Below are 26,741 nucleotides of genomic sequence, written 5' to 3' on the forward strand. Positions count from 1 at the left end.
CCGATGGACCGGAGTACCGGGGTGCCCGCCTGGAGCGGGCACCCCTTCCCGTTGGGTGCCGACTTCGACGGACAGGGCACCAACTTCGCACTGTTCAGCGAGGTCGCCGAACGCGTCGTCCTCGTCCTCGTCGACGAGGACGGATCGGCCCGCGACGTCCCGCTGACGGAGGTCGACGGCTTCGTGTGGCATGCCTGTCTGCCCGGGATCGGCCCCGGGCAGCGCTACGGGTTCCGGGTGCACGGGCCGTGGGACCCGTCCTCCGGCCACCGGTGCAATCCGGCGAAGCTGCTCCTCGACCCCTACGCGCGCGCCGTCGACGGTCAGATCGACAACCACGCCTCCCTCTTCGAGCGGTCCGGCGACCGGCCCGACCCGGCGGACAGCGCCGGGCACACCCTGCTCGGTGTGGTCACCGATCCCGCCTTCGACTGGGGTGACGACGAGCCGCGTCGGCGTCCCTACGCCGACACGGTGATCTACGAGGCCCATGTACGAGGCCTGACCCGTACCCATCCCGACGTGCCGCCCGCGCTGCGGGGCACCTACGCCGGCCTGGCGCACCCCGCGGTGACCGAGCACCTCACCTCGCTGGGCGTGACGGCGATCGAGCTGATGCCCGTGCACCAGTACGTGCAGGACGGCGTGCTGACGGACCGGGGCCTGTCCAACTACTGGGGCTACAACACCATCGGCTTCTTCGCCCCGCACAACGCCTACGCCGCCCAGGGCACCCGCGGCGAGCAGGTCACCGAGTTCAAGTCCATGGTGAAGGCACTGCACGAGGCCGGGCTGGAAGTGATCCTCGACGTCGTCTACAACCACACCGCCGAGGGCAACGAGAAGGGTCCCACCCTCTCCTTCCGAGGCATCGACAACGCCTCCTACTACCGGCTCGTGGACGGCGACTGGTCGCACTACTACGACACCACCGGTACCGGCAACAGCCTGCTCATGCGGCACCCGCACGTCCTTCAGCTGATCATGGACTCGCTGCGGTACTGGGTGACCGAGATGCATGTCGACGGCTTCCGCTTCGACCTCGCGGCCACGCTCGCCCGCCAGTTCCACGAAGTGGACCGGCTGTCCGCGTTCTTCGACCTCATCCAGCAGGACCCCGTGATCAGCCGCGTCAAGCTGATCGCCGAGCCGTGGGACGTAGGCGAGGGCGGCTACCAGGTGGGCAACTTCCCGCCGCTGTGGTCGGAGTGGAACGGCCCCTACCGTGACGCCGTACGCGACTTCTGGCGGTCGGAGCCCGGCGCGCTGGGCGAGTTCGCCTCCCGGCTGACCGGTTCCTCGGACCTGTACGCCCGCAGCAGGCGCCGCCCCCGCGCCGGCGTCAACTTCGTCACCGCCCACGACGGGTTCACCCTGCGTGACCTCGTCTCGTACAACGACAAGCACAACGAGGCCAACGGCGAGGGCAACCGGGACGGCGAGAGCGCCAACCGCTCCTGGAACTGCGGGACCGAGGGTCCCACCGAGCGCTCGGCGGTACTCGAACTACGGGCCCGGCAGCAACGCAATCTGCTCGCCACGCTGCTCCTGTCGCAGGGCATCCCGATGCTCAGCCACGGCGACGAACTCGGCCGCACCCAGGGCGGCAACAACAACGCCTACTGCCAGGACAGCGAAGTCTCGTGGGTCGACTGGCGGTTGACCGACGAGCAGCAGAGCCTCAAGGACTTCTGCCGCCGCCTGGTCGCCCTGCGCGCCACCCATCCCGTGCTGCGCCGGCGCCGCTTCTTCCGGGGCGAGACCGTCCGGCACGCCGGGCAGCCGCTGCCCGATCTGGTCTGGCTGCGGCCGGACGCGGGCGAGATGACGGACCGCGACTGGCAACGCGACGACGCCCACAGCGTCGGTGTCTTCCTCAACGGCGACGCCATCGCCGAGCCCGACCCGCGCGGCCGGCCCGTCGTGGACGACTCGTTCCTGCTGCTGTTCAACAGCTACTGGGAACCAGTCGCCTTCCGGCTGCCGGGCGCCGCGTACGGCGAGCGCTGGACGGTGTGCGCCGACACCGCGCAGCCCGGCGGCGGTCCGGACGAGACGGAGTACAAGGCGGGCGCGGAAGTGACACTCGAGGCCCGCAGCCTGATCGTCCTGGCGCGGCCCCCGCGCCGTTCGAAGTGAGACCGGACGACCCGGACGAGTTCAGCGCTGCCGCCGCGAGGTCACGGTGAACTGGGCGCCGTCCGGGTCGCGCAGCACGGCCTCGTGGGCGGTGTCGACCAGCACGCTGCCGCCGTGTTTCTCGGCCGCCCTGGCGCAGGCCGTCACGTCCGCGACGGCGAAGTGGACCTGCCAGTGCGGACGGATGGTGGGGTCGGGCGCCGCCTCCAGCGCGCCCGACTCGATCCGGGCCACCACGTCGCCCCGGCTGCGCAGCACCACCTCGCCGCGCTCGTAGTGGACCTCGACGCAGCCGGGCCGGTCCGTGGCCCAGTCGAGGATCTCGCCGTAGAAGATGGCCGAGTCGAAGGCATCGCGGGTGTGGAGCCTGATGAAGGCGGGCGCCGCCTGCCGCCAGGTCTCCCAGTTGCCGATCAGCTCCCCCTCCCAGATTCCGAAGGTCGCGCCGTCCCGGTCGGCCAGCAGCGCCGCCCGGCCGGGCGGGAGCGAAATGGGGCCGACGGCCACGGTCCCGCCGCGCTCCCGGGCCCGGGACGCGGCCTCGTCCGCGCTCGGTACCGCGAAGTACGGCGTCCAGGCGACCGCCATCTGCCACATCGTGGCGACGGCGGCCACCCCGGCGACCGGGACGCTGCCGACCAGCGCCGTACGGAAGTGGTCGCCGAGCACGCCCCGGCGCCACTCCCAGCCCAGCACGGCCCGGTAGAAGTCCTGCGTGGCGTCCAGGTCGCGACTGGTCAGACTCACCCAGCAGGGCGCACCGAACACGGAGTCCGTGGAGACGGATCCGCGTGCACCGGGGGCGGATGTCGGGCGATGGTTCATGGCACTCGCGTTCCTGGTCTCGGCCGGCGGGGGCTACCACCAGTGTCCGGCCGGAACCGTCGCGGGCGCCTGCCGAGTCCCCCGGTGGCACGATGGAGCGGTGAGCCGAGTACCGCATGGATCGAGGGATGAAACGGCGCGGATCATCGCGCTCCAGGGCGAGGTCGACCAGTTGAAGGAGGCGGTCGCCTCCCATGCCGTGGTGGACCAGGCGATCGGAGTGGTGGTCGCCCTGGGGCGGATGACGCCCGACCAGGGCTGGCTCGTGCTGAAGGAGGTCTCGCAGCACACCAACATCAAGCTGCGCTACGTCGCCGAACTGATCCTCGTCTGGGGGCGCGTGGGGGAGATGCCGGAAGAGATCCGCGCGCAGCTGGAGGACCTCCTGGACCGGTACGGTCCCACCCAGATCCCCGGCGCGCCCCCGTTGGGGTGAAGGTCACCCCGCGTCGGCGGCTATCTCCTCGCGCAACCGCGCGAAGCAGCCGCTGAGCAGACGTGAGACATGCATCTGCGAGATGCCCAGTTCCTCCGCTATCCGGCTCTGCGTCATGCCCACGAAGAACCGCAGGTACAGGATCCTCCGTTCGCGCTCCGGCAGGGCCCGGAGACAGGGAGCCACGGCCACCCGGTCGACGACGGTGTCGTATCCCGGGTCGGGGTCGCCGAGGGCGTCCTCCAGGGCGTAGCCGTCGGTGCCGGGCAGTTCGGCCTCCAGCGACAGGGCGGAGAAGCACTCCAGTGCCTCCGACCCGGTGCGCACCTCGTCCTCGGTGAGCTCCGCGCAGGCGGCGATCTCGGCCACGGTCGGCGGCCGGCCCGGAGTCGTCTGCGACAGCTCCTTCACGGCGTTGCGGACCCGGTTGCGCAGGTCCTGCACCCGGCGCGGCACGTGCAGCGTCCACATGTGGTCGCGGAAGTGCCGCTTGATCTCACCGGTGATCGTCGGTACCGCGTACGCCTCGAAGGCGCGGCCGCGCTCCGGGTCGTAGTGGTCGACGGCCTTGACGAGTCCCAGGGCGGCGACCTGGTACAGGTCCTCGAGGTTCTCGCCTCGCCCCCGGAAACGGACGGCGATCCGCTCGGCCATGGGCAGCCAGAGGCGGACGAGCTCGTCCTTGAGCACCTGGCGCTCCGGTCCGTCGGGCAGCCCGACGAGCCGCGCGAAGGATTCGCCCGTGTCCGGGGCGTCGTCGTGGGGATGCTGTTTCGTTCTCACAGTGCTGCGCATCACGCGCGCCTCCCTCGGGAGGGTGCCGATGGATGGTCGGGCGCCGTGGGAGTCGCGCGCTGAGGCTGACGGGAGAACACCCGGGATCGGCCGTCGGCGGGATCCCACGGACGTGCCTCCTGTCCGAAGCACTTTTGTTCCGATTCCCGTCGTCAGTCACCTTGAAACAGTTTATACGGATTTGTCCCGCTGGCTCGTGCCGCTCTTGACGCCCCTTCGAGGGATTTACCTCTGACGCAGAGGTAAATTCGCCGCGTGGACCAGGAGACATTCCCGGAAGAACTGGCCGACGCGCTCGTCGGTGTCCAGCGGCTGCTCAGACGGCGGCTGCGGGCCGGTCTGACCGTGCCCCGGCTGCGCGGCGCCGAGGTCGAGCTGCTGCGCCTCATCGAGGCGCGGCCCGGCATCGGCGTCTCGGACGCGGCCAGGGAGCTGTATCTGGCGGGCAACTCCGTCTCGACCCTGGTCAACCAGCTGGTCAAGGACGGTTACCTGATCCGCGAGACCGATCCGGCCGACCGGCGCGCCGCCCGGCTGCTGCTCACCGAGGCGGCCGAGGCCCGGCTGCGGGCCTGGCAGGAGCGGCGCGCCGCGCTCGTCGGCCGGCAGGTCGCCCGTCTCGACGCCGCCGACCGGGAGGCTCTGCGCGCGGCGCTTCCCGCCCTGCGCGCGCTCGCCGTCACGCTGCACGAGGAGGCCGGGGAGCCATGACGAACGACAGCGCCGCGGACGCCGTCGCCTGCGCACAGCTCGCCTACGCCTTCGGTGACACCAAGGCGGTCGACGGGCTCGATCTGACCGTTCGGGAGGGCGAGGTCTTCGGCCTGCTCGGGCCCAACGGAGCCGGCAAGGCCACCGCCATCCGGTGCATCACCACCCTGCTGCCGGTCTCGCACAGGCCCTGGTCAGCGCGCCACGGCTGCTGATTCTCGACGAACCGACGATCGGTCTCGACCCGATCGCCCGAACGGGTGTCTGGGAGCACATCACCGCCGTACGCGAGGCCACCGGCATGACCGTGCTGGTGACCACGCACTACATGGACGAGGCCGACCAGTACTGCGACCGGGTCGGCCTGATGCACCGCGGCCGGATCCGCGCCCTCGGCACCCCCGTCGAGCTCCGGCAGGGTCTCGGTGAACGCCGACGGGCCGAGGGAGCGCCCGCCACGGCCCCGCTGCCGACCCTGGAGGACGTCTTCCGGGACGTCGCCGGCATCGTCCTGAGCCGCGACCGCCTCATGGGCTTCGGCCAGGCGATCACGATGCCGCTCTTCTTCGGCTCCAACGCCCTCTACCCGGTCGACATCATGCCGGGCTGGCTCCAGGCCGTCAGCAAGGTGAACCCGCTCAGCTACGAGGTGGACGCGCTGCGGGGGCTGCTCCTCGGCACCGCCGCGCACTTCGCCCTCGATTTCGGGGTGCTGTTCGTGGCCGCCGCGCTCGGCATCACCGCGGCCTCGGCGCTCCTGGGCCGGCTGGCCCGCTGATCTTGCCCGGGAACGTGATGTGCGGCACGCCTCCGGCAAGCCCTTTCGCGGCCCGCGGGCGGATTCTCCCTGCGCACGGCTTGATCAGCGATCAAAAGGGATGAATTCCCTGGCCACAGCGCATTCTGCTCATTTGACAGTGCGATCGGCGCACGGATAGGAAGCAGCCGGTAGAAGTCGAGAGGTGGACTGTGTACGAGCCGAACGTGGTCGGGGACTGGCACGAGTACGACGAGTATGCCGGTCTGCGCGTCCTCGTCCACCGTCTGGAGCAGAGCGAGCCGCCCAGAGGACGCGACGACGCAGCCGAGGGGCTGACGTACTTCTGTCTGCGCGTGACCGTCGAGAACCGGGGTGCCAAGCACTCCACGATCCACCTCGAGGACGGCCAGATCGACGTGCGGCTGGGCCCCGAGGGCGAGAGCGCGTTCATCGACTGGCGCAACTCGCAGTTCATCGAGGGCTTCGACGTCTACCCGCTGCGACGGGCCACCGCCGTCCTGTACGCGGCGGGACCCGAGGCGTCGCTCGGCCAGGTGGACGTCCAGATCCAGCTGCGGGTCGACGACGACTGGGCCGACCGCCGGCTGTGGACGGGCGGCATCGGGCTGGCCGAGGGATCCGGCGGCGCCCCGGCCGGCGCCGCACGCGACAGCCTGGCCCGCCAGGTGAGCAACTTCCTGCGCGACCAGGCCGAAGAGGGCAGCGCCTGACGGGTGCCGCGCCCCTCGGGGTGCGGCAGGCGGTCAGTGCGGGATGCCGTCGATGATCTCGCGCGCGCCCTGCCGCAGCAGCGCCACCGCCACCGACGTGCCGAGCGTCGCCGGGTCGAGCCGGCCCGCCCACTCGTGGGCGTTCAGCCTGGTCTTGCCGTCCGGGGTGAACACACAGGCACGCAGGGACAGTTCGCCGCCGCGGTCGACGTGCGCGAAGCCGGCGATCGGGCTGTTGCAGTGGCCCTGGAGTACGTGCAGGAACATGCGTTCCGCCGTGGCCTCCCGGTGGGTGGCCGGATCGCCCAGCCCGCTGACGGCGTCGATGACGTCGGTGTCGCCCTCGCGGCACTGGAGGGCGAGGACGCCCGCGCCGATCGGCGGCATCATCGTCTCCGGCGACAGCACCTCGCTGATGACGTCCCGCCGGTCGATGCGCTCCAGGCCGGACACGGCGAGCAGCAGCGCGTCCGCCTCACCCGCCGCCAGCTTCTCCAGCCGCCGGTTGGCGTTGCCGCGGAACGGCACGCACTCCAGGTGGGGATGGGTGGCGGCGAGCTGGGCGACCCGGCGCACGGAGGAGGTGCCGATGCGCGTCCCCGCAGGCAACTCGTCCAGGGTGCGGCCGCCCGGGTGCACGAGGGCGTCCCGGATGTCGTCCCGCTTCAGGAACGCGGCGAACACCGTGCCCGCGGGCAGCGGCCGGTCCGCCGGTACGTCCTTGACGCAGTGCACCGCGAGATCCGCGGCGCCGGCCAGCAGCGCGGCGTCGACCTCCTTGGTGAAGGCGCCCTTGCCCTCGACCTGGGACAGGTCCCCCATCCACTTGTCGCCGGTCGTCCTCACCGGCACGACCTCGGTGCGCACACCGGGGTGCAGGGCGGTCAACTCCGAGCGCACGCGCTCCACTTGGGCCAGTGCCATGGGCGAGTCGCGGGAGACGATACGGATCAGTTCCGGAACGGACATGCGGGACACGATAGACCCTCGCGGGGCGTGCGCCGTGCCGCTCCGCGGTTTCGGCCACGGTCGGACAGCCCGCCCGCGGCGGGTCACCGGGGCCCGCTGACGAGCGGCGGGCGCTCATCCGACGGCCGTCAGGGGGCCGCCTTGAAGGTGAAGCGCCTCTTGTCGGAGCCGAGGGCGCCGAGCCGGGCGTAGAACCGGATCGCCCCCTCGTTCCAGGCGGGGGTCTGCCACTGCACCTCGCTCAGGCCCAGATCCCGGGCCTGGGCCGCCACGGCGTCCATCAGCAGGACGCCCAGACCCAGACCGCGGTGGCCGGGGACGAGGAACAGGCAGTCCATGTGCAGGTATTCGCGGCACTCCCAGGTGGAGAGCTCGGGCGAGCAGGTCGCGTAGCCGACGACCTCGCCGTCGGGCAGTTCGGCGACCAGGCAGTACAGCCGGCGCACCGGGGCGTCGAAGAGGAGCGTGGCCAGCCGCTTCGCGAGGTCGGGCACGGGCGGGGCGGCGCGCTCGTACTCCGCGTGCTGCGCGGCGAGTTCGGCGACACGCGGCAGATCGGACCGCTCGGCGTGCCGGACGCGTGCGACGGCGGTCACCGGACGTCCCCCTCGACCGTGTCCGCGCCCCACGCGGCCAGCCGTTCCACGAGGGGGCCGGTGCCGTCGAGGACGTGCCGTGCGAAGGCGTCGCGTTCATGGGCCAGGACGGCCGCCTCCCACACGCAGGGCGCCAGCCCCACCCGCCCCGGACGCAGGTCCTTCGGCCGGCCCACCGGACCCGTGAACACCGCCAGGTCCGACATATGGCCCTCGATCCAGGTGTGCACCAGGAGGTAGTCCCCGTCGCCGCCCGCGTGCACCAGTACGACGGCCAGGCCGAGCGAGCCCCGCAGCGCCCCGAGTTCCAGGTGGCCGGCGGCGACCCGCAGCGCCTCCCGGGCGGCCGGCTCCGTCACCGTCCGCCCCGGCGCCTCGAGCGCGTACGCCTTGACGAGGTGCCCCGCGGCCTCCCGGGTGCCCAACGGCCGGGCGGCGCGGGCGTGATGCGCCTCGGCGAGGGCGAGCAGCTCCTTCGCCGACACGGCCGGCGGCAGTTCGTCGAGAAGATCCATCCGGACATCATGGGGCGTGTGTGCGCCGCCGTCCACGGTCGGGGAGCGCGCACCCCGGCGGTGGACGGCGGCCGCGGCTCACGCGGCGGGATCGAAGGCGATCCCGGACGGCTTCGCCGACGACAGGTGGTTGGTGAAGTTGGCGTCCTTCAGGCCGAAGTTGGCGCTGCCGAAGTCGTACGCGCTCAGCTTGTCGCGCAGGCCCGTCGGATAGCCGTTCCAGCCGACCAGCGGCGGGTACTGCCAGGTGCCCTTGTGGTTCTCCGGCGGCTCGTCGCCCGAGTTCGCCAGCCGGAAGCAGTGCGTGCGGATGCCGTCCTTGTGGTAGACGATCTTCGCGTGCGAGCCGTCGAACCGGACGCCGGAGGCCGCGGTCACGGTGAACGAGCCGTGGTTGGACGTCGAGACGTACTGGACCTGGCCGTTCTGCACCCAGATCACGACGTGCTCCCAGTCGTGCCGGTGCCCGCCGATGCTGCTGCCCGCCACCGCCTGGTCCTTCTCGAAGTACAGGCCGTACATGTACGCACACCAGCCGTTGTTGCACTTGTAGCGCGAGTAGCTGTTGGTGTTGTCCAGGTCGGAGGCGTCCCGGCAGCTGCCGTTGAGGGCGCCGGTGGGGTTCAGTCCGCCGTTTATCGTGCCGTCGGGGCCGATGGCGGGAGTGGAGTAGCAGCCGTCCGTGTCGTAGTCGAACGCGGGCTGATACGTCAGCTCGGCGGCTTCGGCATTGGACGGCAGGGCCGTCGGCGGGGCGGCGAAGGCCGCCGACGGGAAGGCGAGGACGAGTGCGGCGGCACCGGCGAACCCGGTGAGCCACCTCCTGCGGTGGGCCTTGAACTTCGGTGACGACACTGCGTCCTCCTCGGGGACCGGGCGCAGCCGAACGGCTGTGTGGGGAGAGGGAGTTGAAAAGCAGCTCAGCTTCCCCGGTTTTCCCTTCCGCGCCAAGAGGTCGCAGGCGTATCCGTGGTGAAGCACAGCCCAATACTTGGCTGCTGAGGTGAGGTCAGGCGGAAATGTCCGGGAGGTCCGCCGCCGACTCCTCGGGCGTCAGGTCCGGCCGCAGCCGGAGCCAGGACGGCTGGCGCAGCAGCCCCGCCCGGGTCCGTGTGCTGTAGCGGACCTCGCCGACCAGCCGGGGCACGACCCACCGCGCGTCGCCCGGCACCTGCGGCACGGCGTCGAAGGGGCACTCGTCGGTCGCGGCCGCCCGCAGGAGGGTCGCCAGTTCGACCCGCTCGGCCTCGCTCCAGCCGGTGCCCACACCGCCGACGTACCGCAGACCCGTCGCCGCCCGCTGCCCCACGAGGACGGCGCCGGGCAGCCCGGTCAGCCGCCCCTTGCCGGGCAGCCAGCCGCCGACCAGGACGTCCGCGACGCGCATGTTCCGGATCTTGATCCAGGCGCGGGAGCGCACCCCCGGTTCGTACACCGCGTCCAGCCGCTTGCAGACCAGCCCCTCCAGGCCGTGGGCGCGGGTCGCCTCCAGGGCTTCCCTTCCGTGTCCGACCACGGCGCCCGGCGTCGACCAGAACGGCCCGTCCAGCGCCAGCGTCTCGAGCCTGGCCCTGCGCCGCGTGTAGGACAGCGGGAGAAGGGAGCGCCCGCCGAGATGCATCACGTCGAACAGCACGAGGTGGACGGGTGCCGTCGCGGCAAGCCGTGCGGCCCTGGCCGGCGCCTGGACGAGGCCCATCCGGGACTGGAGCAGCTGGAAGTCGGCCCGGCCCTCGCTGTCCAGGGCGAGGATCTCGCCGTCCAGCACGGCCGACGTGGTGCCGAGCGCGCCGCCCAGCGACCGCAGCTCGGGATAGGCGCCGGTGATGTCCTCGCCCGAACGGGCGCGCAGGGTGATGCTCCCGTTCCCGGCGAGATAGACCACGGCCCGCTGCCCGTCCTGCTTGGTCTCGTAGGCCCAGCGAGCGTCCTGGGCGGCGGGCGGCAGCCGTCCCGGGGTGGCGAGCATGGGGGAGATGAGAGGGAGGGTCACGGGTGAGTTGTGGACGCGGCCGGACCGCCGCACGCGGAACGCGCCGCGGTTTCCCCTGAACGGAGCTGTGCCGGTCTCTGCCTCGGTGCTCGTCCGGCAGGGGGACGGGCACCCGGACCGGACCCGACCGGTAGGCCATGACGACCAGCTGCGCACGGCCCCGGGCGCCGAGTTCCGTCCTGGCGCGGTGGACGTGGGCGCCGGACCGTCAGCGGGCTGACGGTCGGCTTGTCGGCGATCTCCTCGTTGGAGCTTCCCTCGGCGACCCGGGCCGTCACCTCGCCCTCGCGGGCGGTGAGCCCGGCCAGGACGTCGGGGGAGCCGAGGCGGGCGCCCTCCGCGGGGGAGGCGAGGAAACGGACGGTCAGGGAGCGGACGCCGAGCGGGGAAAGAGCGATTCGCGGGCGGCGACGGTAAGGATCCCGTCGAGGAGGGCGTCGGCGGTGACGTCCGGCCGCGCAGAGCAGGACGGCCGTCATGGAGTCGACGGTGCGGGTGCGGTCGGCGCCTGCCGCCCGGGGACCGTCGTCGCACTCGGCGGCTGCGCGGCCGAGCCGGCGCTCACCACACGCACGGCAGCTCCACCTCGATCACCGTCGGACCGCCCACCGGGCTGGTCACCCGCACCGTCCCGTCGAGGGCGGCCACGCGGCGCCGCATGCCCAGCAGCCCCGATCCGGCGCTCTCGTCGACGCCGCCGCACCCCTCGTCGCGCACCCGCAGGCTCAGCCCGGTCCGGGAGCGGGCCAGCTCGACCTCGGCCCGGTAGGACCCGCTGTACTTGGCGGCGTTGGTCAACGCCTCGGCTATCACGAAGTACGCGGCCGCCTCCACCGCGGCCGGCGCCCGGGGGCCGGCCGGGAACCGGTCCGTCCGCACGGTCACCCGCAGCTCCGCAGCACTTTGGGCTTCGCTCTCGGCTCCGGTCGACCGGAGGGATCCGTACCTGGCCGCGAGTGCCCGTACGGCTCCCACGAGTCCCCGGTCGGTGAGGATCGGCGGATGGATGGCCCGGACCACGTGCCGCAGCTCCGTGAGCGCCTCCTCGGCCTGCGCCTGGGCGTCGGTGAGCAGCTTGCGCGCCGTCTCAGGGTCGGCCCCGTACGCCCTCTGGGCCAGTCCGATCCTCATCGACAGCGCGACCAGCCGCGCCTGGGTGCCGTCGTGCAGCTCCCGTTCGATGCGGCGCAGTTCGGCGCCGTGCGCGGCGACCGCGTCCGCCCTGGTCGCGGTGAGCTGCTCGACCCGACGGGCGAGCAGCGCCTTGGGAGAGGGCCGCAGCAGGGCCGCCGACCAGCTCGCCTCGAGGTCGGCGAGGCGGACGATCAGCGGCAGGACCACCGCCTCCCGGCGCAGCAGTCCCCGCCACACACCGTCGACGACGAGGCCCGACGGCCACAGCGGCAGCACGAGCACCGTCAGCCAGCCGTAGGCGTAGTAGGCCGCCAGCCAGCGCACGTCGGTGAGCGTCCCGGGATCCCGGACGGCCGTCCGCAGCCGCTCCCGCAGCGGGCCGGTGATCGGCTGGTACGCCTCCGGGATCTCCCGGCCGGTCCAGGACGCCGTCAGCCGCCGCTTGGCCCCGGCGATCCGGCGGATCAGCAGCACGGTCTCGGGAAGCAGCCAGATCCCGGCCACCGCGACCGCCCCCGTGGCGGCGATCAGCAGGACGGTGATGAAGAGGTACGCCCCGAAGGCCATGGCGGCGGCCAGGAAGAGGTGAACCGTGGCCCGCGCCGCCTGCCGCAGGGTCGCGCGCATGGAGTGCCGTTCCTCTCGAAGAGCAGCGAAGGGGGGACGGTGGGAAGGGTGGGAACCGGTGGGGAGAACGGCGTGGGCCACCGGCCGGCCGACACCTTCCCGGTCGGCGGACCGGCGCGCGGAGACCGCGCGCTGAGACCCGCGCGGACCCGCGCGCCGAGGACGAACCCGGTCGTAGAACTTGACCGGCCGTCCAGCGTGACCGGCCGTCCAGCGTGACCGGCCGTCCCGCGTGGCTAGTCGTCCAGCGTGACGACGACCTTCTCCGCCGCGCCCGGAGTCAGGGCCAGTTCGAAGGCGCGGCCGGCCTCGGAGAACGGGACGCGGTGGCTGATCAGCTTGGCGAACCGCTCCTGGTGCTCGACCAGTTCCGGGGTCACCTCGAAGATCTCGGTCGGGTAGCCCTGGGAGGCGACGAGGGTGAGCTCGCTGCGGAGCATGCCGCCGAGGTCGATCTCGCCCTTCTTCTGCACGGCCACCATGACCAGCTTCGCACCCCATTTCGCCGACAGGACCACGGTGTTGAAGACGGCCGGAGCGCCGGCCGCGTCGATGAAGACGTCGGTGCCCGGCCGAGGCTGGCCGAGGGCGTTGGCGCTCTGGCCGTGCAGTTCGGTCAGCCGCGCGGACACGTCCTCCTCGGCCGAGTTCACGACGGCGTCCGCCCCCACGGCCAGTGCCTTCTCCAGCCGTGAGGGGATCACGTCCGCGACCACCACGTGCTCCACACCGCGCAGCTTCAGCCAGATCGCCGCGCCCAGGCCGATCGGCCCGGCGCCGAACACGACGACCTTGTCGCCCGGCTTCGCCTCGGAGCGGTTGACGGCATGTCGGGACACGGCCATCGGCTCGTTGAGCGAGGCCACGTCGAAGGGGACGGTGTCGGGGAAGACGGCGACGCTCTTTCCGACCTCGGCGTTCTCGATCAGCAGGTACTCGCTCATCCCGCCGAACTTCCCGCCGCAGCCGATGATGCCGGTGGGCGCGTCCTGCGGATTGACGACCACGCGGTCGCCCGCCTTGAGACCGTCCACATCGGCGCCGACCTCCACGACCTCGCCGGCCGGCTCGTGGCCGAGCGCCACGGGAATCATCTCGCCGCCCAGGTGGGCACGGGCGGGCATGCCGCCCATGTGCAGGAAGGTGACGTCGGTGCCGCAGATGCCGCAGGCGCGGATCCGTACGAGCGCGTCCTTCGGGCCGGGCACCGGTCGTTCGACGTCCACGACGTCGATCTTGCCGGCCCCGCCGGTCCGGACGGACTTCATCGTGCTCATGAGGGAGCCTTTCTCGCTGTTCGAATTCGGTTGCCCGGGAGAGGTGCCACCGGGCTCGTGGAAGTCCTGACGCAGTCCGGGGGAGCGTGATCCTCCCGGGGAGTGGATGTCGGGAGGCCGTGCTGCGCTCGGCGGGGGAGAAGCGGCCGGGGCGGCGGCGCGTGCGTGGAGAGGTGAGCGTCCCGGGGCCCGGCGCCGGCCGGGGGTGTGCCGGCTGCCGGGCCCGGGGACCGCGCCGGTCCCCGTCCCCACGGGTTCGGCGGCCGGGAAGGCGCCTCCGCTCAGGCGGCTCCCGGATTGCTTGAGTTAGGCAAACACATGTGGATTACTTGAGTCAAGCAAACGATGTAATTACTTGAGTTAGGCAAGTAGAGGGCCAGGGTGGGTTCATTCGCGTGCCCCTCGCCGCCGGAGGCACCTCCCTCGCTGCCGGAGGCGCCTCCCCTCGCCGTCGGAGGCGCCGCCCGCCTTCCCGGTAGCGGTCGGGGCGGAGCGGCCCCTCACCTGGGCCGCCCACCTGGGGGGCGTGCCCGGCAGGGCGATCGGCCGACCGGCGCGGTGGGAGTGGCGTGCGACCAGCCATGGCGCACCGCCCGGGTATGGGCGTCCGCGTACCATCCGCGTGACGCGGCAGAGGTGTACGCGCGTCACCTGTCCGCGGGAGCCGCGGTACACGCGGGCAGTAACTTACTTGAGTTACGCAACAAGATGGTAAAGTGGGTCCCATGTCCACCGAACCGTCCCCGCTGCCCTCCGCCGCGACTCCGGAAGTGATCGAGATCGAGCGCGCGCTCACCCGCATCACGTATCTGAGCACTCGCGCCCGCCAGCACGACCGCTTGATGGCACTGGCCGGCGTGCCGCTGGACCGCGCCGCCGTGGCCCTGCTGCGACAGGTCGCCGACTCCGAGCCGCTGCGGCCCGGGGAGCTGGCACAGCGGCTGGGCGTCGAGGCCTCCCATGTGACCCGCACGGTGCAGCAGCTCCAGAAGTCCGGGTACGTCACCCGGGTCCCCGACCCCGACGACGGCCGGGCCCAGCGGATCCAGCTCACCGAGGCCGGTCGCGCGGCCATCGACCGGGTCCGCGACGCGGGCGCCCGCGGAATGCAGCTGGCCCTGGCCGACTGGTCCCCGCAGGAGCTGGGCCAGCTCGCCTCGCTGTTCCACCGCATGGTCGACGACTTCCTCTCGCACTCCATCGAGGAGGAGACAGAACAGTCCGCCCCGGCCCCCCGCGCCTGACCCTCAGGCGCGCGAGCCGGCCGCTGTCCCGGCCGGCGCCGTGGTCGCGGCGCCCGGCTCGCGCAGTCCGCGCAGCAGGAGCCAGGCCGCGATGGGGGTACCAGCAGGCGAGCAGACCCGTCCGCAGGGAGGTGGCGTCCGCGAGCGCGCCCAGGGCAGGAGCGGCGGCGCCCCCGACGCTGACCGTCAACCCCAGCGTGACGCCGCTCGCGGTGCCCATGTCCAGACGGACGGTCGTTCCCGCAGGCTGTGTCCGGCCCGCGGCAACCCCGGCACGTCATGGGCGAGTTGGGGAGCCCGGCCCCGGGACCTGCCTCGCGACCCCGCCTCCGGACCCCCGTCTACCCTCCAGTAATGTCGGCCGCCAGGTCATCAGAGGAGGAACCGTGCCCCGGTCCGAACGTTCACCCCTGCTGCTGGCGGGCCTGCTGGCCGGCATGGGCGCAGCCCACTTCGCCGTCCCGCGCCCGTTCGACGCGATCGTCCCGCGCGCTCTGCCGGGTTCGCCCAGGGCCTGGACGCACGCCAGCGGCGTCGCCGAGCTGGTGCTGGCGGCGGGAGTGGCCCTGCCCCGTACCCGCAAGGTGGCGGCACTGGCCTCGGCCGCGCTCTTCGTCGGCGTCTTCCCCGCCAACGTCAAGATGGCGTGGGACTGGCGTCACCGCCCCGCTCCGCTCAAGGCCGCCGCCGTGGCCCGGCTGCCCTTCCAGGTGCCCCTGGTGATGTGGGCACGCAGTGTCGCCGCCGGTGCGGGCGCCGCGAGCGGCACGGAGGGACGGTCGTGACCAAGGCCCCGGAGACCGGCGATCTCGTCGAGGACTTCTCGCTGCCGGACGAGACCGGCACGGTGCGCAGCCTGACGGACCTGCTCGCCGACGGGCCGGTGGTCCTCTTCTTCTACCCCGCCGCCCTGACCACGGGCTGCACCGCCGAGGCCTGCCACTTCCGGGACCTGGCGGCCGAGTTCGCCGCGGTGGGCGCCCGGCCCGTAGGCATCAGCGGGGACTCCGTCGACCGCCAGCAGGAGTTCGCGGGCCGGCACTCACTCGGCATGCCGCTGCTCTCGGACGCCGACGGAGCGGTACGGGAACGGTTCGGGGTCAAGCGCGGCTTCTCCCTGGCCCCGACCAAGCGGGTCACCTTCGTCATCGGGAAGGACCGCACCGTCCTGGAGGTCGTACGCAGCGAACTGCGGATGAACACCCACGCCGACCGCGCCCTCGACGCGCTGCGCGCCCACCGCGGCTGAGCGCCGGAGCGGGACGGCCGGGCGGGCCGGGCAGGCCGGACAGGCCGGGGAGCCCCGGTCGGCCCGTCGCGGTTGATGGGTCGGGGCAAAGGGACCATTCTGGACGACATGGAGCATGTCGTCGCTGCGGCGGTCACCGATGCTCACGGCATCGTGACGGGCTGGAGCGAGGGTGCCCGTCTGCTGACGGGCCATGCGGCCGAGGAGGCCGTTGGCCGGGCCGCGTCCGACCTGCTCGCCGAGGGGCTCCCGCGGCTTCCGGCGCGCGCGTGGACCCGGCCCGTCGTCGTACGCCACCGCGACGGCGGGGACGTCACCCTGACCGTCACCGCCTGCCCGGTGCTCGGCCTCGACGGGGAGCCCGCCGGCTGGACCCTCACCGCCGAACAGCCCTCTGCCCTGGAAACGACCCTCGCGGGGCGGGCCTTCCAGCAGGCGTCCATGTCGATGTCCGTCTTCGACCCCCACCAGCACTATCTGCGTCTCAACGAGGTCGCCTGCAAGGTCATGGGCGTCTCCGAGGACGCCCTGCTCGGCCGCCACTTCCCGGACACCGTCCAGGAGGCCGAGCACAGCCGTGGCTTCAACTGGCACCTCCGCCATGTCACCGAGACCGGCCGCCCGATCCGCTACGAGAGCTGGACCGGCGCCCCCTCCCTCAACCGGGAGCACGCGTGGACCACCGAGATGTGGCCCGTGCGGGAGTCGTCGGGCGAGGTCGTCGGGGTCGCCCTGGCCGCCTTCGACAGCACCGAGCAGTACCTGGCCCGCCAGCGGCTGGCCCTGCTGAACCAGGCCGCGGCCTCGATCGGCACCACCCTCGACATGGTGCGGACCACCGAGGAGGTGATCGAGCTCCTCGTGCCCCGGTTCGCCGACTTCGCCAGCGTCGACCTGCTGGACTGGGTCCTCGGCGCCGACGAGCCGCCGCCCGTCCCGGACGGCGAGGTCGTGCTGCGCCGGGTCGCCCACGGCTCCTCCCACGAGGGCACCCCCGAGGCGGCGGTCCGCCTCGGCGAGACCGACGCCCATCCGCCCTTCAGCCCGCCCGCGCGCGCCCTGCGGGAGGGGCGCGCCATCCGCCTCCAGGCGGGTGAGCCCGATTTCATGCGATGGCTGGCCGAACGCAACGCGCGCGGCCCCGAGGGCCGCCGTCACCGGACCGGCGTCCACTCGGTGATCGCGGTGCCTCTGCGGGCCCGTGGCACCACCCTCGGCGTCCTGGTCGGCGTCCGTATCGCCCATGTCGACGACTACGAGGCCGACGACGCCGTCTTCGCCGAGGAACTCGCCAGCCGGGCCGCCGTCTGCATCGACAACGCCCGCCGCTTCGCCCGCGAACGCACCACCGCCCTGACCCTCCAGCACAGCCTGCTGCCCCGGGGCCTGCCAGGTCAGGCGGCCGTCGAGGTCGCCCACCGCTATCTGCCCAGCGGCTCCACGGCCGGTATCGGCGGTGACTGGTTCGACGTCATCCCGCTCTCCGGCAGCCGGGTCGCCCTCGTCGTCGGTGACGTGGTCGGACACGGCATCCCGTCCACGGCGACCATGGGCCGGCTCTGCATGGCCGTGCGCACCCTCGCCGACGTGGACCTGCCGCCCGACGAGCTCCTCACCCACCTCGACGACCTCGTCACCCATCTGGCGGCCTACGACGACGCCGGCGAGGACGTCGCGGAGCTCGGCGCCACCTGTCTCTACGCCGTCTACGACCCGGTCAGCCGCTGCCTCACCCTCGCCGCCGCAGGACACCCGCCGCCCGCCCTCGTCCTGCCCGACGGCACCGCCCAGCTGGTCCGCATGACCCCCGGACCCCCGCTCGGGGTCGGCGGACTGCCCTTCGAGGCGGTCGAACTTCAGGTGCCCGAGGGCGCGGTCGTCGCCCTCTACACGGACGGCCTGATCGAGGACCGCGACCGCGACGTCGACCGCGCCACCGGTGAGCTGTGCAGCGCCCTGACCGCGCCTGCCGCCACGCTCGACGCCCTCTGCGACAGCGTGCTCAAGGCGGTGCTGCCGGAAGAGCCCAGCGACGACGTCGCCCTCCTGCTCGCCCGCACCCGCGCCCTCGGCGCGGACCGGGTCGCCACCTGGAACGTCGAGCCGGACCCCGCCCTCGTCGCCGTCACCCGCCAGGCGGCGACCGAGCAGCTGGCCGCGTGGGGCCTGGAGGAGGCCGCCTTCGTCACCGAACTCGTCGTCAGCGAACTCGTCACCAACGCCATCCGCTACGGCGCACCGCCCATCCAGCTGCGCCTGATCCGCGACCGCAACCTCATCTGCGAGGTGTCCGACGGCAGTTCCACCTCCCCCCACCTGCGCCGCGCCCACGCCTTCGACGAGGGCGGACGCGGCCTGCTGCTCGTCGCGCAGCTCACCCAGCGCTGGGGCAGCCGGCAGACGGACCGGGGCAAGACGATCTGGGCGGAGCAGACGCTGGAACCCGAGTGAGCACGCGAACGGACGACCCACCCGGGTCCGGCGCGCGAACGGACGACCCGGGTCCGGCGCGTCCTCGGAGAACGGCGCGCCGTGCGGCAGCACGCCGAGGACGACCGGCCTGTGTCCCGGGTCGCGACCGGCGTGCACGTTGCCGTACCGGCCCGCTCCCGGATGGCGCTGCCCCGGGGGCAGACGTCGTCGGAGGCACATGCCGAGGCGAGGCGACCGAAGGCGCGCCCCGTGCCGCCGCGTCGTGCCCAGCCGCGTCAGCGGACCCACCCGGCACTCCGCCCACGACGGCAGGCAGGCACCGGCGCGCCGGACCCCCTGGACCTGTTCAGAACTCCTCGTGCACCTCGGGGTCGCCGCCCAGCCGCCGGTGCGGCCGCTCCGCGATCGCCGCCAGCTGCGCCGGTCCGAGTTCGAAGCCGAAGACGTCCAGGTTGGCGCGCTGCCGCTCCGGGCTGGAGGACTTGGGGATGGGAACCGCGCCGAGCTGAAGGTGCCAGCGCAGGACGACCTGACCGGGCGTCACGCCCAGCGACTCGGCGACGGAGACGACGGCCGGGTCGTCCAGGAGCGCCGAACCGCGGCCCAGCGGGCTCCAGCTCTCCGTACGGATGCCCTTGGCCTCGTGGAAGGCGCGCAACTCGTCCTGCGGGAAGAGCGGGTGCAGCTCGATCTGGTTGACGGACGGCAGCACACCGGTCTCCTTCTCCAGCCGCTCGATGTGACCGGCGGTGAAGTTGGAGACGCCGATCGACCGGACCAGGCCGTCCTCGCGCAGCTTGATCATGGCCCGCCAGGAGTCGACGAACCTGTCGACCCGGGGGAGCGGCCAGTGGATCAGGTACAGGTCCACGTATGCGAGGCCGAGCCGCAGCCGGGACTCCTCGAACGAGGCGAGGGTCTCCTCGTAGCCGTGGTGGCGGCCGGGCAGTTTCGTGGTCACCACGAGCTCCTCGCGGGGCACCCCGCCCCGGGCCACGCCCCGCCCGACCCCGCTCTCGTTGCGGTAGTTCGTCGCCGTGTCGACGAGCCGGTAGCCCAGGCCGAGCGCCTCGGCCACGGCCCGCTCCGCCTCCGCGTCGTCCATCGGCCAGGTGCCGAGACCCACGGCCGGGAGCCTCGTACCGTCGTTGAGCGTGTGCTCCGGGATGTTGCTCACCAGGGGGACCTTTCCTCGACTGTGTCGTCCCCCCAGCCTCACCGATCAGGCGGCGCTCGATCAACCGGACGCCCCGGCCCGGCGCGTCCGTCGCCGGCGCGGCCGTACGACGCCCTGTCGCCAGGCCGCCGATTCACTGTCACGATCTTCGAGGAGCCGTGACGGACGACGAGTGAAGACGAGCGGAGCACGCATGACGACGGACAGCCGGGCGACCCCTTTCGACGACCCGACGGCCGAGAAGGCCGCGCGGGAAGCCGGAGTGCAGGTGAAACCGGTCGCCGGACACACAGGCGCCGAGATCGAGGGCGTCGACCTGGCCGCCGGACTCGACGACGCCCAGGTCGCCGTGGTCCGGGCGGCGGTGCTGCGCTGGAAGGTGGTGTTCTTCCGCGGGCAGCGTCTCGACCACGCGGGGCACGTGGCGTTCGCGCGCCGGTTCGGCGAACCCGTCGTCCTGCGCAAGCGGGGCAGCGCCTCGCCGCCGGAGTTCCCGGAGATCGAGACGACCGCCGACCGCCTCGAACTGGGCGGGAGGTTCGGCATGGAGCACGAGGAGTGGCTCCGGCGGCGCCGGCACACCCTCCTGCGCGGCTGGCACTGCGATCACGGCGCCCGCATCGACCCGCCGGCCGCGACGATCCTGCGCGCCGAGACCGTACCGCCCTACGGCGGCGACACGACGTGGTCCAACCTGGCGGCCGCCTACGCCGGACTCTCCGCGCCCGTGCGGGAGTTCCTCGCCGGGCTGCGCGCCGAGCACCGGCTGGGCGTCGGATACCAGCCCCGGCCCGGCGACGACGCGTACGTGCGCCACCTCCTCGATCACCAGGTGGCCTCGGTACACCCCCTGGTACGCGTCCACCCCGAGACGGGGGAACGCGTGCTGTACGTCAACGGCTACTACCTCGAGCAGATCACCGACCTGTCCCGCGCGGAGAGCCGGGCGATCCTGGACATGCTTCTGGAGGAGGCGACCCGCCCCGAGTACACGGTCCGCTTCCGCTGGGAACCGGGCAGCGTGGCCTTCTGGGACAACCGCGCCACCATTCATCTCGCCCCCGGTGACAACACGCACCTGGGCTTCCCGCGCACCATGCACAGGGTGATGCTCACGGGCGAGGTCCCCGTCGGGGTGGACGGCGAGCCGTCCGAGGCGGTGACGGGAACCGAGCCGGGCCGCTGGTAGGGGCCCTCAGACTCCGGCGCCGGGCTGCCACCCCAGCGCCGGACCGAGCTTCGTCGCCGTGTCGGTCAGGATCTGTACATAGTCCTCGTGCTCGAAGGTGAACGGCAGGGCGAAGGCGACCTCGTCGATCTCGCGGAACGCGGCGTGCGCGTGCAGGCGTTCGGCGATCTCGTCCGAGGTGCCGACCAGGTCCGGAGCGAAGAGCAGGCGGGCCGGGCCCTGCGGCGAGGTCGTACGGGGGAGGCGCTTGGCCGCGAACGCCTCGTACTTCGCGCGCTGTTCGGGTGAGGCGGAATCGGTGGGGATGACCACGAGCCCCTGGGAGACACGCGCCGAGTCGCCGTCGGGGTGGGCGGCCCGGAAGGCGTGGACGTGGGAGAGCTGGATCTCTGCGAAGTCCCTCGCGTCGTCCGGACCTTCCGCCTTGACGACACTGCTGGTGAGGAAGTTCATGCCGTGCTCCCCGGCCCACCGCGCCGAACTCAGGCTGCCGCCGCCGTACCACAGGCGGCGGCCCAGACCGGGGGAGTGCGGCTGCACCCGGTCGGAGAACACTTCGAACCCCTCGACCCCGCTGAAGTCGGTGGCCGACTTGCCGCGCACGAGGTCCAGCAGGCGTCGCACCCTCTCGTAGCCGAAGTCCTCGGCGTCCGACGTGTCCGGGTACAGGGCTTCTTTGACCTGCTCATAGTGCATCGGCGGGCCGACGCTCACCCCCGGGTTGAGCCGGCCCCCGGAGAGGATGTCGACGGTGGCCAGGTCCTCCGCGAGGCGCAGCGGGTTCTCCCAGCCCAGCGGGATGACCGCGGTGCCGAGCTCGATGCGGCGGGTGCGCTGGGAGGCGGCCGCCAGGACGGCGACGGGGGAGGAGATGCCGTACTGGAGGTGCCGGTGGCGCACCCACGCGCTGTCGAAGCCGAGCCGCTCACCCAGCTCGATGATCCCCAGCGTGGTCTCGTGCCCCCGGCCCGGGTCGTCCGCGTCGAACAGGCCGATGGTGAGGAAGCCCAGCCTGCGCAGCGGGCGAGAGGTCGGCGACACGGGTTCCTCCATCGTTCGACGGCGTCCACGGCCGTACAGCGGTTCTCCGGCGATTGTCGCAGGCGGCCTCAGGCCAGCGGGATCGTGACTTCGTCCTCGACCGGTGGGTTCAGTTCCTGGGCGCGGTTTCCGGTGGCCGCGAAGCAGCGCAGCCGGACCGACTCCGGTGTGACGTCCAGCCGCAGAAAGCACTTGAAGAACGGCGGGCTGTACGTCACCGAGCTGGGCGAGAAGAGCTGGGTGTAGATCTTGCGCACCGGCAGCCGGAACCGTCTGCGGCGCTCCGGGCGGCTCCCCGTGCCCAGCAGACCGGCCAGCAGACGGATCCGCCGCGTCACCCTGACCTCCGGACCCGGTGTGCGCGTCGGCGGGATGCCCAGCCGTTCGGCGACGACCGCCTGGGCCTCGGTCTCGGTGAGGGCGAAGAAGCGGCGCAGTCGCAGCCGGCGCCCGTAGAGCCGGCTGTAGAAGGCGAGGGAGTCACCGCGCAGTGGATAGCAGCGGAAGTCCCCTTCGGTGACGCCGGCGACGGAGACCCGGGGAATCGTGTGCGTGGCGTGCATGAACGCGCCCCCGCCGCCCGAGACCACGTACTGGAGCGTCCGCCCGTCCGCCAGACGTACCGGATAGCGCTGGTAGTTGTGGATGTCACCGCCTATCGCGGCCACGTAGTGGTGCTCGGGCGCGCCGACGATGTCGTCGACGGTGCCGCCCCCTTCGATGGGGCACGGGTGGTGTTCGCCGTCGACGTAGAGCGGGGAGCCGGTGATGAGGATCTTCGGGCGCGGCCCCCCGGACACCTCGCGCAGCCACGCGCCCTGTTCTGCGTCGAGCGTGCCCAGCAGCCCGGTGTCGATGCCTATGATCCGCACGGGGCCGGTGTCGATCGCCCAGTACGGCCCCGGCTGCGCGGCCTGTTGGCCCGCTGCGGACCTGAACGCCCGTGCCTCGGACAGCCGTTGACCGTCGTTCGCACGTGGCCGGTGCCACAGCAGGGAACGCAGCCTGGCGCGGCTGAGCAGGCGCGGCGCGGACTCGGCGGGCAGGGGCGGGGCGTCGCCGCAGAAGACCCGCATGAACGCGCCCAGGTCCTCGTACCAGTCGTGGTTGCCCGGTATCGCGTATATGGGGGCCGGGTAGTCGCGGTACGGGCGGAAGAACTTGGTGCCGTAGTCGTCGGCGCTGCCGACCGGATAGATGACGTCACTGGCGAGAACGGCGAACGACGTGCCCTGACTCGCCCTCAGAAACCCCGGCACGACGGCGTACTGGGGATCGTCGCCCTCACCCGTGTCGCCGATCACCATGAAGGAGAAGGTGTCCGGGTCGGTGCGCCGGATCACCTTGTCGGCCGGCGCGCCGGCCGCCGTCCGCTGCGCCACCAGACGGGCCCGGGTGCGGCCCGTCGGGTCCCCGAACCACGACGCCAGCACGCCGTTGCGGGCGGCCCACAGCATCCTGGGATCGAGCCACGAGATCTTCTCGGTCCTGTCCGGCATGAGCTGCTGGTAGGCGCCCCGGTCGGCGCCGACCCAGCCGGCGCCTTCGGCGGTATCGCGTGAGGAGTCAGACACCGGTGCACCGTAGCAATGATCCACAGCGCGGCAGGGGAGCCCCCGGGACGACTTCATGCACCGGCAACTCATGCCCTTGACACTTTCCGGTGCCGACCACGTAGGTTGAGGCGATCCGGAACCACGGGCGGAGGCCCCCATGCGCGCACCTGGCACGGCACCGCACGGTGCCGCCACGGGCACGCGGCTGATCACCCGAAGGCACGTCGACTACTGCCGCACCGCCTCCGCCGTCTGTCCTTCCGCACGCCGCTGACCCCCGCCGGCCCCTCGGGCCGGTCGACTCGTCGTGCCCCGGAAGGAACTCCCATTGTCCGGTCCCGCCCTGCGGCTCGCCGTCGAAATCGACGGTGACGGCGCCCACCCCGCGGCCTGGCGCCGCGCCGCCCACTCGCCCCAACACCTGCTTACCCCCCGCCGGGTGGCCCACGTCGCCGCCGCGGCGGAGAACTCCGGGTTCACCCTGATCACCCTGGAGGACGGTGTGCTGCCGCCCGGTGGCACACCCGACGCCGTCGGCCGCATCGGGGCGGTGGAGCGGGCCGCGTTCCTGGCCGCGTCGACCAGCGTCATCGGCATCGCGCCCGTGGTGCCGGTCACGTACGCCGAACCCTTCCACGTCTCCAGCCAGTTGGCGTCCCTCGACCACATCTCCGTCGGACGCGGCGGATGGGTGGTGAGTGAGGAGGAACGCCCCGAGGCGGCCCGGGTCTGGGGCCGTCCCCTCGTCGACGGCGAGTCCGCCAGGGTCCGCGAGTCCCGCGACGGAGTCGAAGTCGCCCGTGCTCTCTGGGACTCCTGGGAGGACGACGCGGTCATCCGCTCCGTCGCCACCAGCCGCTACCTCGACCGAGACCGGCTGCACTACGTCGACTTCACCGGCGACGCCTATGCCGTGAAGGGCCCGGCCATCGTGCCGCGCCCGCCCCAGGGACAGCTCGTCGTCCTCGGCCGGCCCGACCGCGTCCCCGCCGCGCACCTCGACGTCGCCCTCGTCGGGGGCCGTGACCTCACCGCGGTCGGCGCGGCGGCCGCCGGGGCCGGAACGCCCCGCACCTTCGCGGAGATCGAGATCGCCCTCGACACGGCCCACGCCACCGGCGAGGAACGCGTCGCCGACCTCGAACAGCACGCGCCCTGGACCGACCGGGGACGGCTGCGTCACATCGGCTCGGCCTCCGGACTCGCCGTCCTGCTCGGGCGGTTGAGGGGAGTCGTGGACGGCGTACGTCTGCACCCGCTCGTACTGGACGAGGATCTGCCGGAGCTGTCCCGGCTCGTGCTGCCCCACCTCTTCGAGCGGCGCCTCGCCGTGCGCCCGCTGCCCGGGGCGTCCCTGCGCGACCACCTGGGCCTGGAGCGCCCCGCCAACCGCTACGCCCACGGCCCGGACCTCGAGGTCCTTCAGGAGACCCGATGACCCGCACCGACCCCCTCGACGTCCCCCGGCCCGACGCACAGCTGCACTTCGGTGTCTTCTTCCAGGGCGTCAACCACTGGACCATCTGGTCCGACCCGGCCAGCGGCTCCCAGATCGACCCCGCGAACTTCCGCCGGGTCGCCCGAACCGCCGAACGGGGCCTGTTCGACGCGTTCTTCCTCGGCGAGGGGCTGCGGCTGCGCGAGGTCGACGGACTGATCCACGAACTCGACGTCGCCGGACGGCCCGACGCCATCACCCAGCTCGCCGCGCTGGCCGCCGTCACCGACCGGATCGGCCTGGTCAGCACCTCCAACACCACCTTCAACGAGCCCGCCGACCTCGCCCGCCGGCTCTCCGGCCTCGACCTGCTCTCGGAGGGCCGGGCCGGCTGGAACGTCGTGACCACCGACAACGCCTGGACAGGAGCCAACTTCCGGCGCGGCGGCTACCTCGACCACGCCGACCGCTACCGGCGCGCCGAGGAGTTCCTCACCGTGGCCCGCGCCCTCTGGGACGGCTGGGCGGACGGGGCCGTTTCCGGCGCCACGGGCGCCCCCGCCTGGGCGGCGCCGGGAGCGGTGCGCCGGGTCCGGCACCGGGGAGCGCAGTTCGACGTCGACCTCGCGCCCACCCTGCCCCGCAGCGGCCAGGGTCACCCGGTGATCTTCCAGGCCGGCGACTCCGGCGAGGGCCGCGACTTCGCCGCCCGCAACGCCGACGTCGTCTTCTCCGCGCACGGCAACGACTTCGACGACGCGCTCGCGTTCGCCGAGGACCTCAGGCGGCGACTGCTCGCCGTCGGCCGGCCCGAGGACGACCTGCGCATCCTGCCCGGCACGGAGATCATCATCGGGGCGACGGAGGCGGAGGCGCTGGAGAAGAAGCGCTGGATCCGTCTCCAGCAGGTCACACCGGCGACGGCGTTGGGCGTCGCCGGTCTGCTGTGGGGCCTCGACCTCGCGGGCCGGGACGCCGACGGCCCGCTGCCCAAGGAGGACCCGGTCGTCGCCGAGAACGACGGTTCCTTCGGCGCCCGGCGCGTCGCCGACCCGCGCGAGGTGGTCGCCGAGTGGCGCGAGAAGGCGGAGGCGCACGGCTGGTCGCTGCGCGAGACCGTGATCGCCCTGGGACCGCAGCGGGGGCACGTCGGCACCCCGGCGGCGCTGGCCGACAGGTTCGCCCGCTGGGTGCGGCACGGCGCCGTCGACGGCTTCAACGTGACGCCGTACCTCATTCCGGACGGCCTCGACGACATCGTCGACCTGCTGGTCCCGGAACTGCAGGAACGCGGTGTCTATCCCACCGAGTACACGGGCACGACGCTCCGTGAGCACCTCGGCCTGCGTGAGCCCCTCACCCACCGCTCCGCGAGCGACCGGCGGCAGGCGGGCTGACCCCCTCCGTTGCCGTACCGGCCCGCCCCGTCCGGGCGGGCCGGTTCCGGTCGCCCTCGCCGAGCACCAGCAGCGGATCGAACATCACCACGACGCCCGCCATCAACAGGAGGATCACCGGTCCGATCAGCATCGGCAGCAGCAACCAGGTGGGGCTGTCGCCGGCCACGACGACGTGGTGCCGTGCACATGGACGCTGACCGCGGCCATCGCCGTGTCGTGCATGCCGGACACGGCGACGCCCATCACCAGGCCGGCGCCCAGGCTCGTCAGGAAGCCGCGGATCGTGACGGCCGCCCACAGCGCGGCGGTCGCGGCGACCGTGGCGATCAGCACAGAGAGCGCCACCGATTCGGAAGCCGGGTATCAATTCCTCGTGGCGGGCGTCACCGTGGGTCAGGACGCCTTCCGGAGGGCCGGGCCCACGACGTGGCCGCGTGCCCGATGGTCGGGCGCGTTCTTCCGGGGGACGATGCCCCGATCCGGAGCATCGCCAGGTCGTTCTCGCC

The 26,741-nt window shown here is 72.6% G+C and carries 24 protein-coding genes and 2 pseudogenes; 12 read left to right on the forward strand and 14 right to left on the reverse strand.

The genetic code is table 11. The annotated features are described in order from the left end of the window. Positions 1 to 3 precede the first annotated feature (3 nt). Positions 4 to 2,139 (forward strand): glycogen debranching protein GlgX, encoded by a 2,136-nt coding sequence (gene glgX, locus ACIPFH_RS17985; protein ID WP_401827527.1) that lies wholly within the window; start codon positions 4 to 6, stop codon positions 2,137 to 2,139. A gap of 21 nt (positions 2,140 to 2,160) precedes the next feature. Here the strand turns inward: glgX and ACIPFH_RS17990 are convergent, their stop codons facing one another. Then, positions 2,161 to 2,964 carry a VOC family protein gene (locus ACIPFH_RS17990; RefSeq protein ID WP_401827529.1) on the reverse strand — a complete coding sequence of 268 codons (804 nt, stop codon included), beginning with the start codon at positions 2,962 to 2,964 and terminating at the stop codon, positions 2,161 to 2,163. A 100-nt stretch (positions 2,965 to 3,064) separates the two neighbouring features. Here ACIPFH_RS17990 and ACIPFH_RS17995 point away from each other — a divergent pair, with 100 nt between their 5' ends. Beyond that, on the forward strand, positions 3,065 to 3,400 hold the full coding sequence (locus tag ACIPFH_RS17995) for an ANTAR domain-containing protein (RefSeq protein ID WP_401827530.1): 336 nt from the start codon (positions 3,065 to 3,067) through the stop codon (positions 3,398 to 3,400). Positions 3,401 to 3,403: 3 nt separating this feature from the next. Here ACIPFH_RS17995 and ACIPFH_RS18000 read toward each other — a convergent pair whose 3' ends face one another. Continuing rightward, a complete protein-coding gene (locus ACIPFH_RS18000; protein WP_401827532.1) occupies positions 3,404 to 4,195 on the reverse strand; it encodes a SigB/SigF/SigG family RNA polymerase sigma factor in 792 nt (263 codons plus the stop codon). 255 nt (positions 4,196 to 4,450) lie between these two features. Between ACIPFH_RS18000 and ACIPFH_RS18005 the strand changes: the two genes are divergently transcribed. The 3 genes and pseudogenes from ACIPFH_RS18005 (at position 4,451) to ACIPFH_RS18015 (ending at position 6,397) form a co-directional block, all read left to right on the forward strand. Next, positions 4,451 to 4,906, forward strand: coding sequence for a MarR family winged helix-turn-helix transcriptional regulator (locus tag ACIPFH_RS18005; RefSeq protein WP_401827534.1), 456 nt, complete (start codon positions 4,451 to 4,453; stop codon positions 4,904 to 4,906). Further along, positions 4,846 to 5,684: pseudogene (locus ACIPFH_RS18010) on the forward strand (ATP-binding cassette domain-containing protein); the annotation flags it as partial. The gene ACIPFH_RS18005 and the pseudogene ACIPFH_RS18010, both read left to right, overlap by 61 nt. A 191-nt stretch (positions 5,685 to 5,875) precedes the next feature. Beyond that, positions 5,876 to 6,397: a hypothetical protein gene (locus ACIPFH_RS18015; protein WP_356258940.1), complete on the forward strand. Its 522-nt coding sequence runs from the start codon at positions 5,876 to 5,878 to the stop codon at positions 6,395 to 6,397. 33 nt (positions 6,398 to 6,430) lie between these two features. Here the strand turns inward: ACIPFH_RS18015 and hemC are convergent, their stop codons facing one another. The 8 genes from hemC to ACIPFH_RS18055 form a co-directional block, all read right to left on the reverse strand. Next, entirely contained in the window at positions 6,431 to 7,366 is a 936-nt protein-coding gene (gene hemC, locus ACIPFH_RS18020) for a hydroxymethylbilane synthase (RefSeq protein ID WP_401827535.1), read from the reverse strand. Between the two features lie 128 nt (positions 7,367 to 7,494). Then, positions 7,495 to 7,962 carry a GNAT family N-acetyltransferase gene (locus tag ACIPFH_RS18025; protein WP_356258934.1) on the reverse strand — a complete coding sequence of 156 codons (468 nt, stop codon included), beginning with the start codon at positions 7,960 to 7,962 and terminating at the stop codon, positions 7,495 to 7,497. Beyond that, positions 7,959 to 8,477 carry a hypothetical protein gene (locus tag ACIPFH_RS18030; RefSeq protein ID WP_401827537.1) on the reverse strand — a complete coding sequence of 173 codons (519 nt, stop codon included), beginning with the start codon at positions 8,475 to 8,477 and terminating at the stop codon, positions 7,959 to 7,961. The genes ACIPFH_RS18025 and ACIPFH_RS18030 overlap by 4 nt, the downstream gene beginning before the upstream one ends. Before the next feature lie 78 nt (positions 8,478 to 8,555). Beyond that, positions 8,556 to 9,332 (reverse strand): NPP1 family protein, encoded by a 777-nt coding sequence (locus ACIPFH_RS18035; RefSeq protein ID WP_401827539.1) that lies wholly within the window; start codon positions 9,330 to 9,332, stop codon positions 8,556 to 8,558. Positions 9,333 to 9,486: 154 nt separating this feature from the next. Beyond that, on the reverse strand, positions 9,487 to 10,446 hold the full coding sequence (locus tag ACIPFH_RS18040) for an ATP-dependent DNA ligase (RefSeq protein ID WP_401828061.1): 960 nt from the start codon (positions 10,444 to 10,446) through the stop codon (positions 9,487 to 9,489). 20 nt (positions 10,447 to 10,466) lie between these two features. Further along, entirely contained in the window at positions 10,467 to 10,949 is a 483-nt protein-coding gene (locus ACIPFH_RS18045; RefSeq protein ID WP_401827541.1) for a LuxR C-terminal-related transcriptional regulator, read from the reverse strand. 82 nt (positions 10,950 to 11,031) lie between these two features. Then, positions 11,032 to 12,231: a histidine kinase gene (locus tag ACIPFH_RS18050; RefSeq protein WP_401827542.1), complete on the reverse strand. Its 1,200-nt coding sequence runs from the start codon at positions 12,229 to 12,231 to the stop codon at positions 11,032 to 11,034. 236 nt (positions 12,232 to 12,467) lie between these two features. Beyond that, positions 12,468 to 13,508: a zinc-binding dehydrogenase gene (locus ACIPFH_RS18055; protein WP_401827544.1), complete on the reverse strand. Its 1,041-nt coding sequence runs from the start codon at positions 13,506 to 13,508 to the stop codon at positions 12,468 to 12,470. 725 nt (positions 13,509 to 14,233) lie between these two features. Between ACIPFH_RS18055 and ACIPFH_RS18060 the strand changes: the two genes are divergently transcribed. From ACIPFH_RS18060 to ACIPFH_RS18075, 4 genes are all read left to right on the forward strand, one after another. Beyond that, on the forward strand, positions 14,234 to 14,752 hold the full coding sequence (locus ACIPFH_RS18060) for a MarR family winged helix-turn-helix transcriptional regulator (protein ID WP_401827546.1): 519 nt from the start codon (positions 14,234 to 14,236) through the stop codon (positions 14,750 to 14,752). Positions 14,753 to 15,138: 386 nt separating this feature from the next. Next, positions 15,139 to 15,537 carry a hypothetical protein gene (locus ACIPFH_RS18065; RefSeq protein WP_401827547.1) on the forward strand — a complete coding sequence of 133 codons (399 nt, stop codon included), beginning with the start codon at positions 15,139 to 15,141 and terminating at the stop codon, positions 15,535 to 15,537. Then, on the forward strand, positions 15,534 to 16,001 hold the full coding sequence (locus ACIPFH_RS18070) for a peroxiredoxin (protein ID WP_356259711.1): 468 nt from the start codon (positions 15,534 to 15,536) through the stop codon (positions 15,999 to 16,001). Before ACIPFH_RS18065 ends, ACIPFH_RS18070 begins: the two co-directional genes overlap by 4 nt. A 108-nt stretch (positions 16,002 to 16,109) precedes the next feature. Next, on the forward strand, positions 16,110 to 18,452 hold the full coding sequence (locus ACIPFH_RS18075) for a SpoIIE family protein phosphatase (RefSeq protein ID WP_401827549.1): 2,343 nt from the start codon (positions 16,110 to 16,112) through the stop codon (positions 18,450 to 18,452). A 328-nt stretch (positions 18,453 to 18,780) separates the two neighbouring features. On the opposite strand, the gene ACIPFH_RS18080 is transcribed toward ACIPFH_RS18075, so the two are convergent. Further along, positions 18,781 to 19,611, reverse strand: coding sequence for an aldo/keto reductase (locus tag ACIPFH_RS18080; protein WP_401827551.1), 831 nt, complete (start codon positions 19,609 to 19,611; stop codon positions 18,781 to 18,783). Positions 19,612 to 19,804: 193 nt separating this feature from the next. Between ACIPFH_RS18080 and ACIPFH_RS18085 the strand changes: the two genes are divergently transcribed. Next, positions 19,805 to 20,800, forward strand: coding sequence for a TauD/TfdA dioxygenase family protein (locus ACIPFH_RS18085; protein ID WP_401827552.1), 996 nt, complete (start codon positions 19,805 to 19,807; stop codon positions 20,798 to 20,800). Positions 20,801 to 20,806: 6 nt separating this feature from the next. Here ACIPFH_RS18085 and ACIPFH_RS18090 read toward each other — a convergent pair whose 3' ends face one another. Further along, entirely contained in the window at positions 20,807 to 21,841 is a 1,035-nt protein-coding gene (locus ACIPFH_RS18090) for an LLM class flavin-dependent oxidoreductase (protein WP_401827553.1), read from the reverse strand. A gap of 68 nt (positions 21,842 to 21,909) precedes the next feature. After that, positions 21,910 to 23,415, reverse strand: a complete 1,506-nt coding sequence (locus ACIPFH_RS18095; RefSeq protein WP_401827555.1) for a metallophosphoesterase family protein — start codon at positions 23,413 to 23,415, stop codon at positions 21,910 to 21,912. Between the two features lie 310 nt (positions 23,416 to 23,725). On the opposite strand from ACIPFH_RS18095, the gene ACIPFH_RS18100 reads away from it, so the two are divergent. Continuing rightward, on the forward strand, positions 23,726 to 24,835 hold the full coding sequence (locus ACIPFH_RS18100) for an LLM class flavin-dependent oxidoreductase (protein WP_401827557.1): 1,110 nt from the start codon (positions 23,726 to 23,728) through the stop codon (positions 24,833 to 24,835). Further along, on the forward strand, positions 24,832 to 26,232 hold the full coding sequence (locus tag ACIPFH_RS18105; RefSeq protein ID WP_401827558.1) for an NtaA/DmoA family FMN-dependent monooxygenase: 1,401 nt from the start codon (positions 24,832 to 24,834) through the stop codon (positions 26,230 to 26,232). Before ACIPFH_RS18100 ends, ACIPFH_RS18105 begins: the two co-directional genes overlap by 4 nt. On the opposite strand, the pseudogene ACIPFH_RS18110 reads toward ACIPFH_RS18105, so the two are convergent. Continuing rightward, positions 26,192 to 26,580: pseudogene (locus tag ACIPFH_RS18110) on the reverse strand (hypothetical protein); the annotation flags it as partial. The gene ACIPFH_RS18105 and the pseudogene ACIPFH_RS18110 sit on opposite strands and share 41 nt — an antisense overlap. Positions 26,581 to 26,741: the final 161 nt, after the last annotated feature.

Origin of the sequence: Streptomyces sp. NPDC088157 (assembly GCF_044741545.1) — a bacterium.
In the GTDB taxonomy this organism is placed as follows: domain Bacteria; phylum Actinomycetota; class Actinomycetes; order Streptomycetales; family Streptomycetaceae; genus Streptomyces.

What these genes read in the sequence shown, in the direction of transcription:
- glgX (WP_401827527.1), top strand. Translation starts at nt 4, where the DNA reads ATGGACCGGAGTACCGGGGTGCCCGCCTGGAGCGGGCACCCCTTCCCG.
- ACIPFH_RS18060 (WP_401827546.1), top strand. Translation starts at nt 14,234, where the DNA reads ATGTCCACCGAACCGTCCCCGCTGCCCTCCGCCGCGACTCCGGAAGTG.
- ACIPFH_RS18040 (WP_401828061.1), bottom strand. Translation starts at nt 10,446, where the DNA reads ATGCTCGCCACCCCGGGACGGCTGCCGCCCGCCGCCCAGGACGCTCGC.
- ACIPFH_RS18105 (WP_401827558.1), top strand. Translation starts at nt 24,832, where the DNA reads ATGACCCGCACCGACCCCCTCGACGTCCCCCGGCCCGACGCACAGCTG.
- ACIPFH_RS18085 (WP_401827552.1), top strand. Translation starts at nt 19,805, where the DNA reads ATGACGACGGACAGCCGGGCGACCCCTTTCGACGACCCGACGGCCGAG.
- ACIPFH_RS18050 (WP_401827542.1), bottom strand. Translation starts at nt 12,231, where the DNA reads ATGCGCGCGACCCTGCGGCAGGCGGCGCGGGCCACGGTTCACCTCTTC.
- ACIPFH_RS18055 (WP_401827544.1), bottom strand. Translation starts at nt 13,508, where the DNA reads ATGAGCACGATGAAGTCCGTCCGGACCGGCGGGGCCGGCAAGATCGAC.
- ACIPFH_RS18030 (WP_401827537.1), bottom strand. Translation starts at nt 8,477, where the DNA reads ATGGATCTTCTCGACGAACTGCCGCCGGCCGTGTCGGCGAAGGAGCTG.
- hemC (WP_401827535.1), bottom strand. Translation starts at nt 7,366, where the DNA reads ATGTCCGTTCCGGAACTGATCCGTATCGTCTCCCGCGACTCGCCCATG.
- ACIPFH_RS18000 (WP_401827532.1), bottom strand. Translation starts at nt 4,195, where the DNA reads ATGCGCAGCACTGTGAGAACGAAACAGCATCCCCACGACGACGCCCCG.
- ACIPFH_RS18045 (WP_401827541.1), bottom strand. Translation starts at nt 10,949, where the DNA reads ATGACGGCCGTCCTGCTCTGCGCGGCCGGACGTCACCGCCGACGCCCT.
- ACIPFH_RS17990 (WP_401827529.1), bottom strand. Translation starts at nt 2,964, where the DNA reads ATGAACCATCGCCCGACATCCGCCCCCGGTGCACGCGGATCCGTCTCC.
- ACIPFH_RS18075 (WP_401827549.1), top strand. Translation starts at nt 16,110, where the DNA reads ATGGAGCATGTCGTCGCTGCGGCGGTCACCGATGCTCACGGCATCGTG.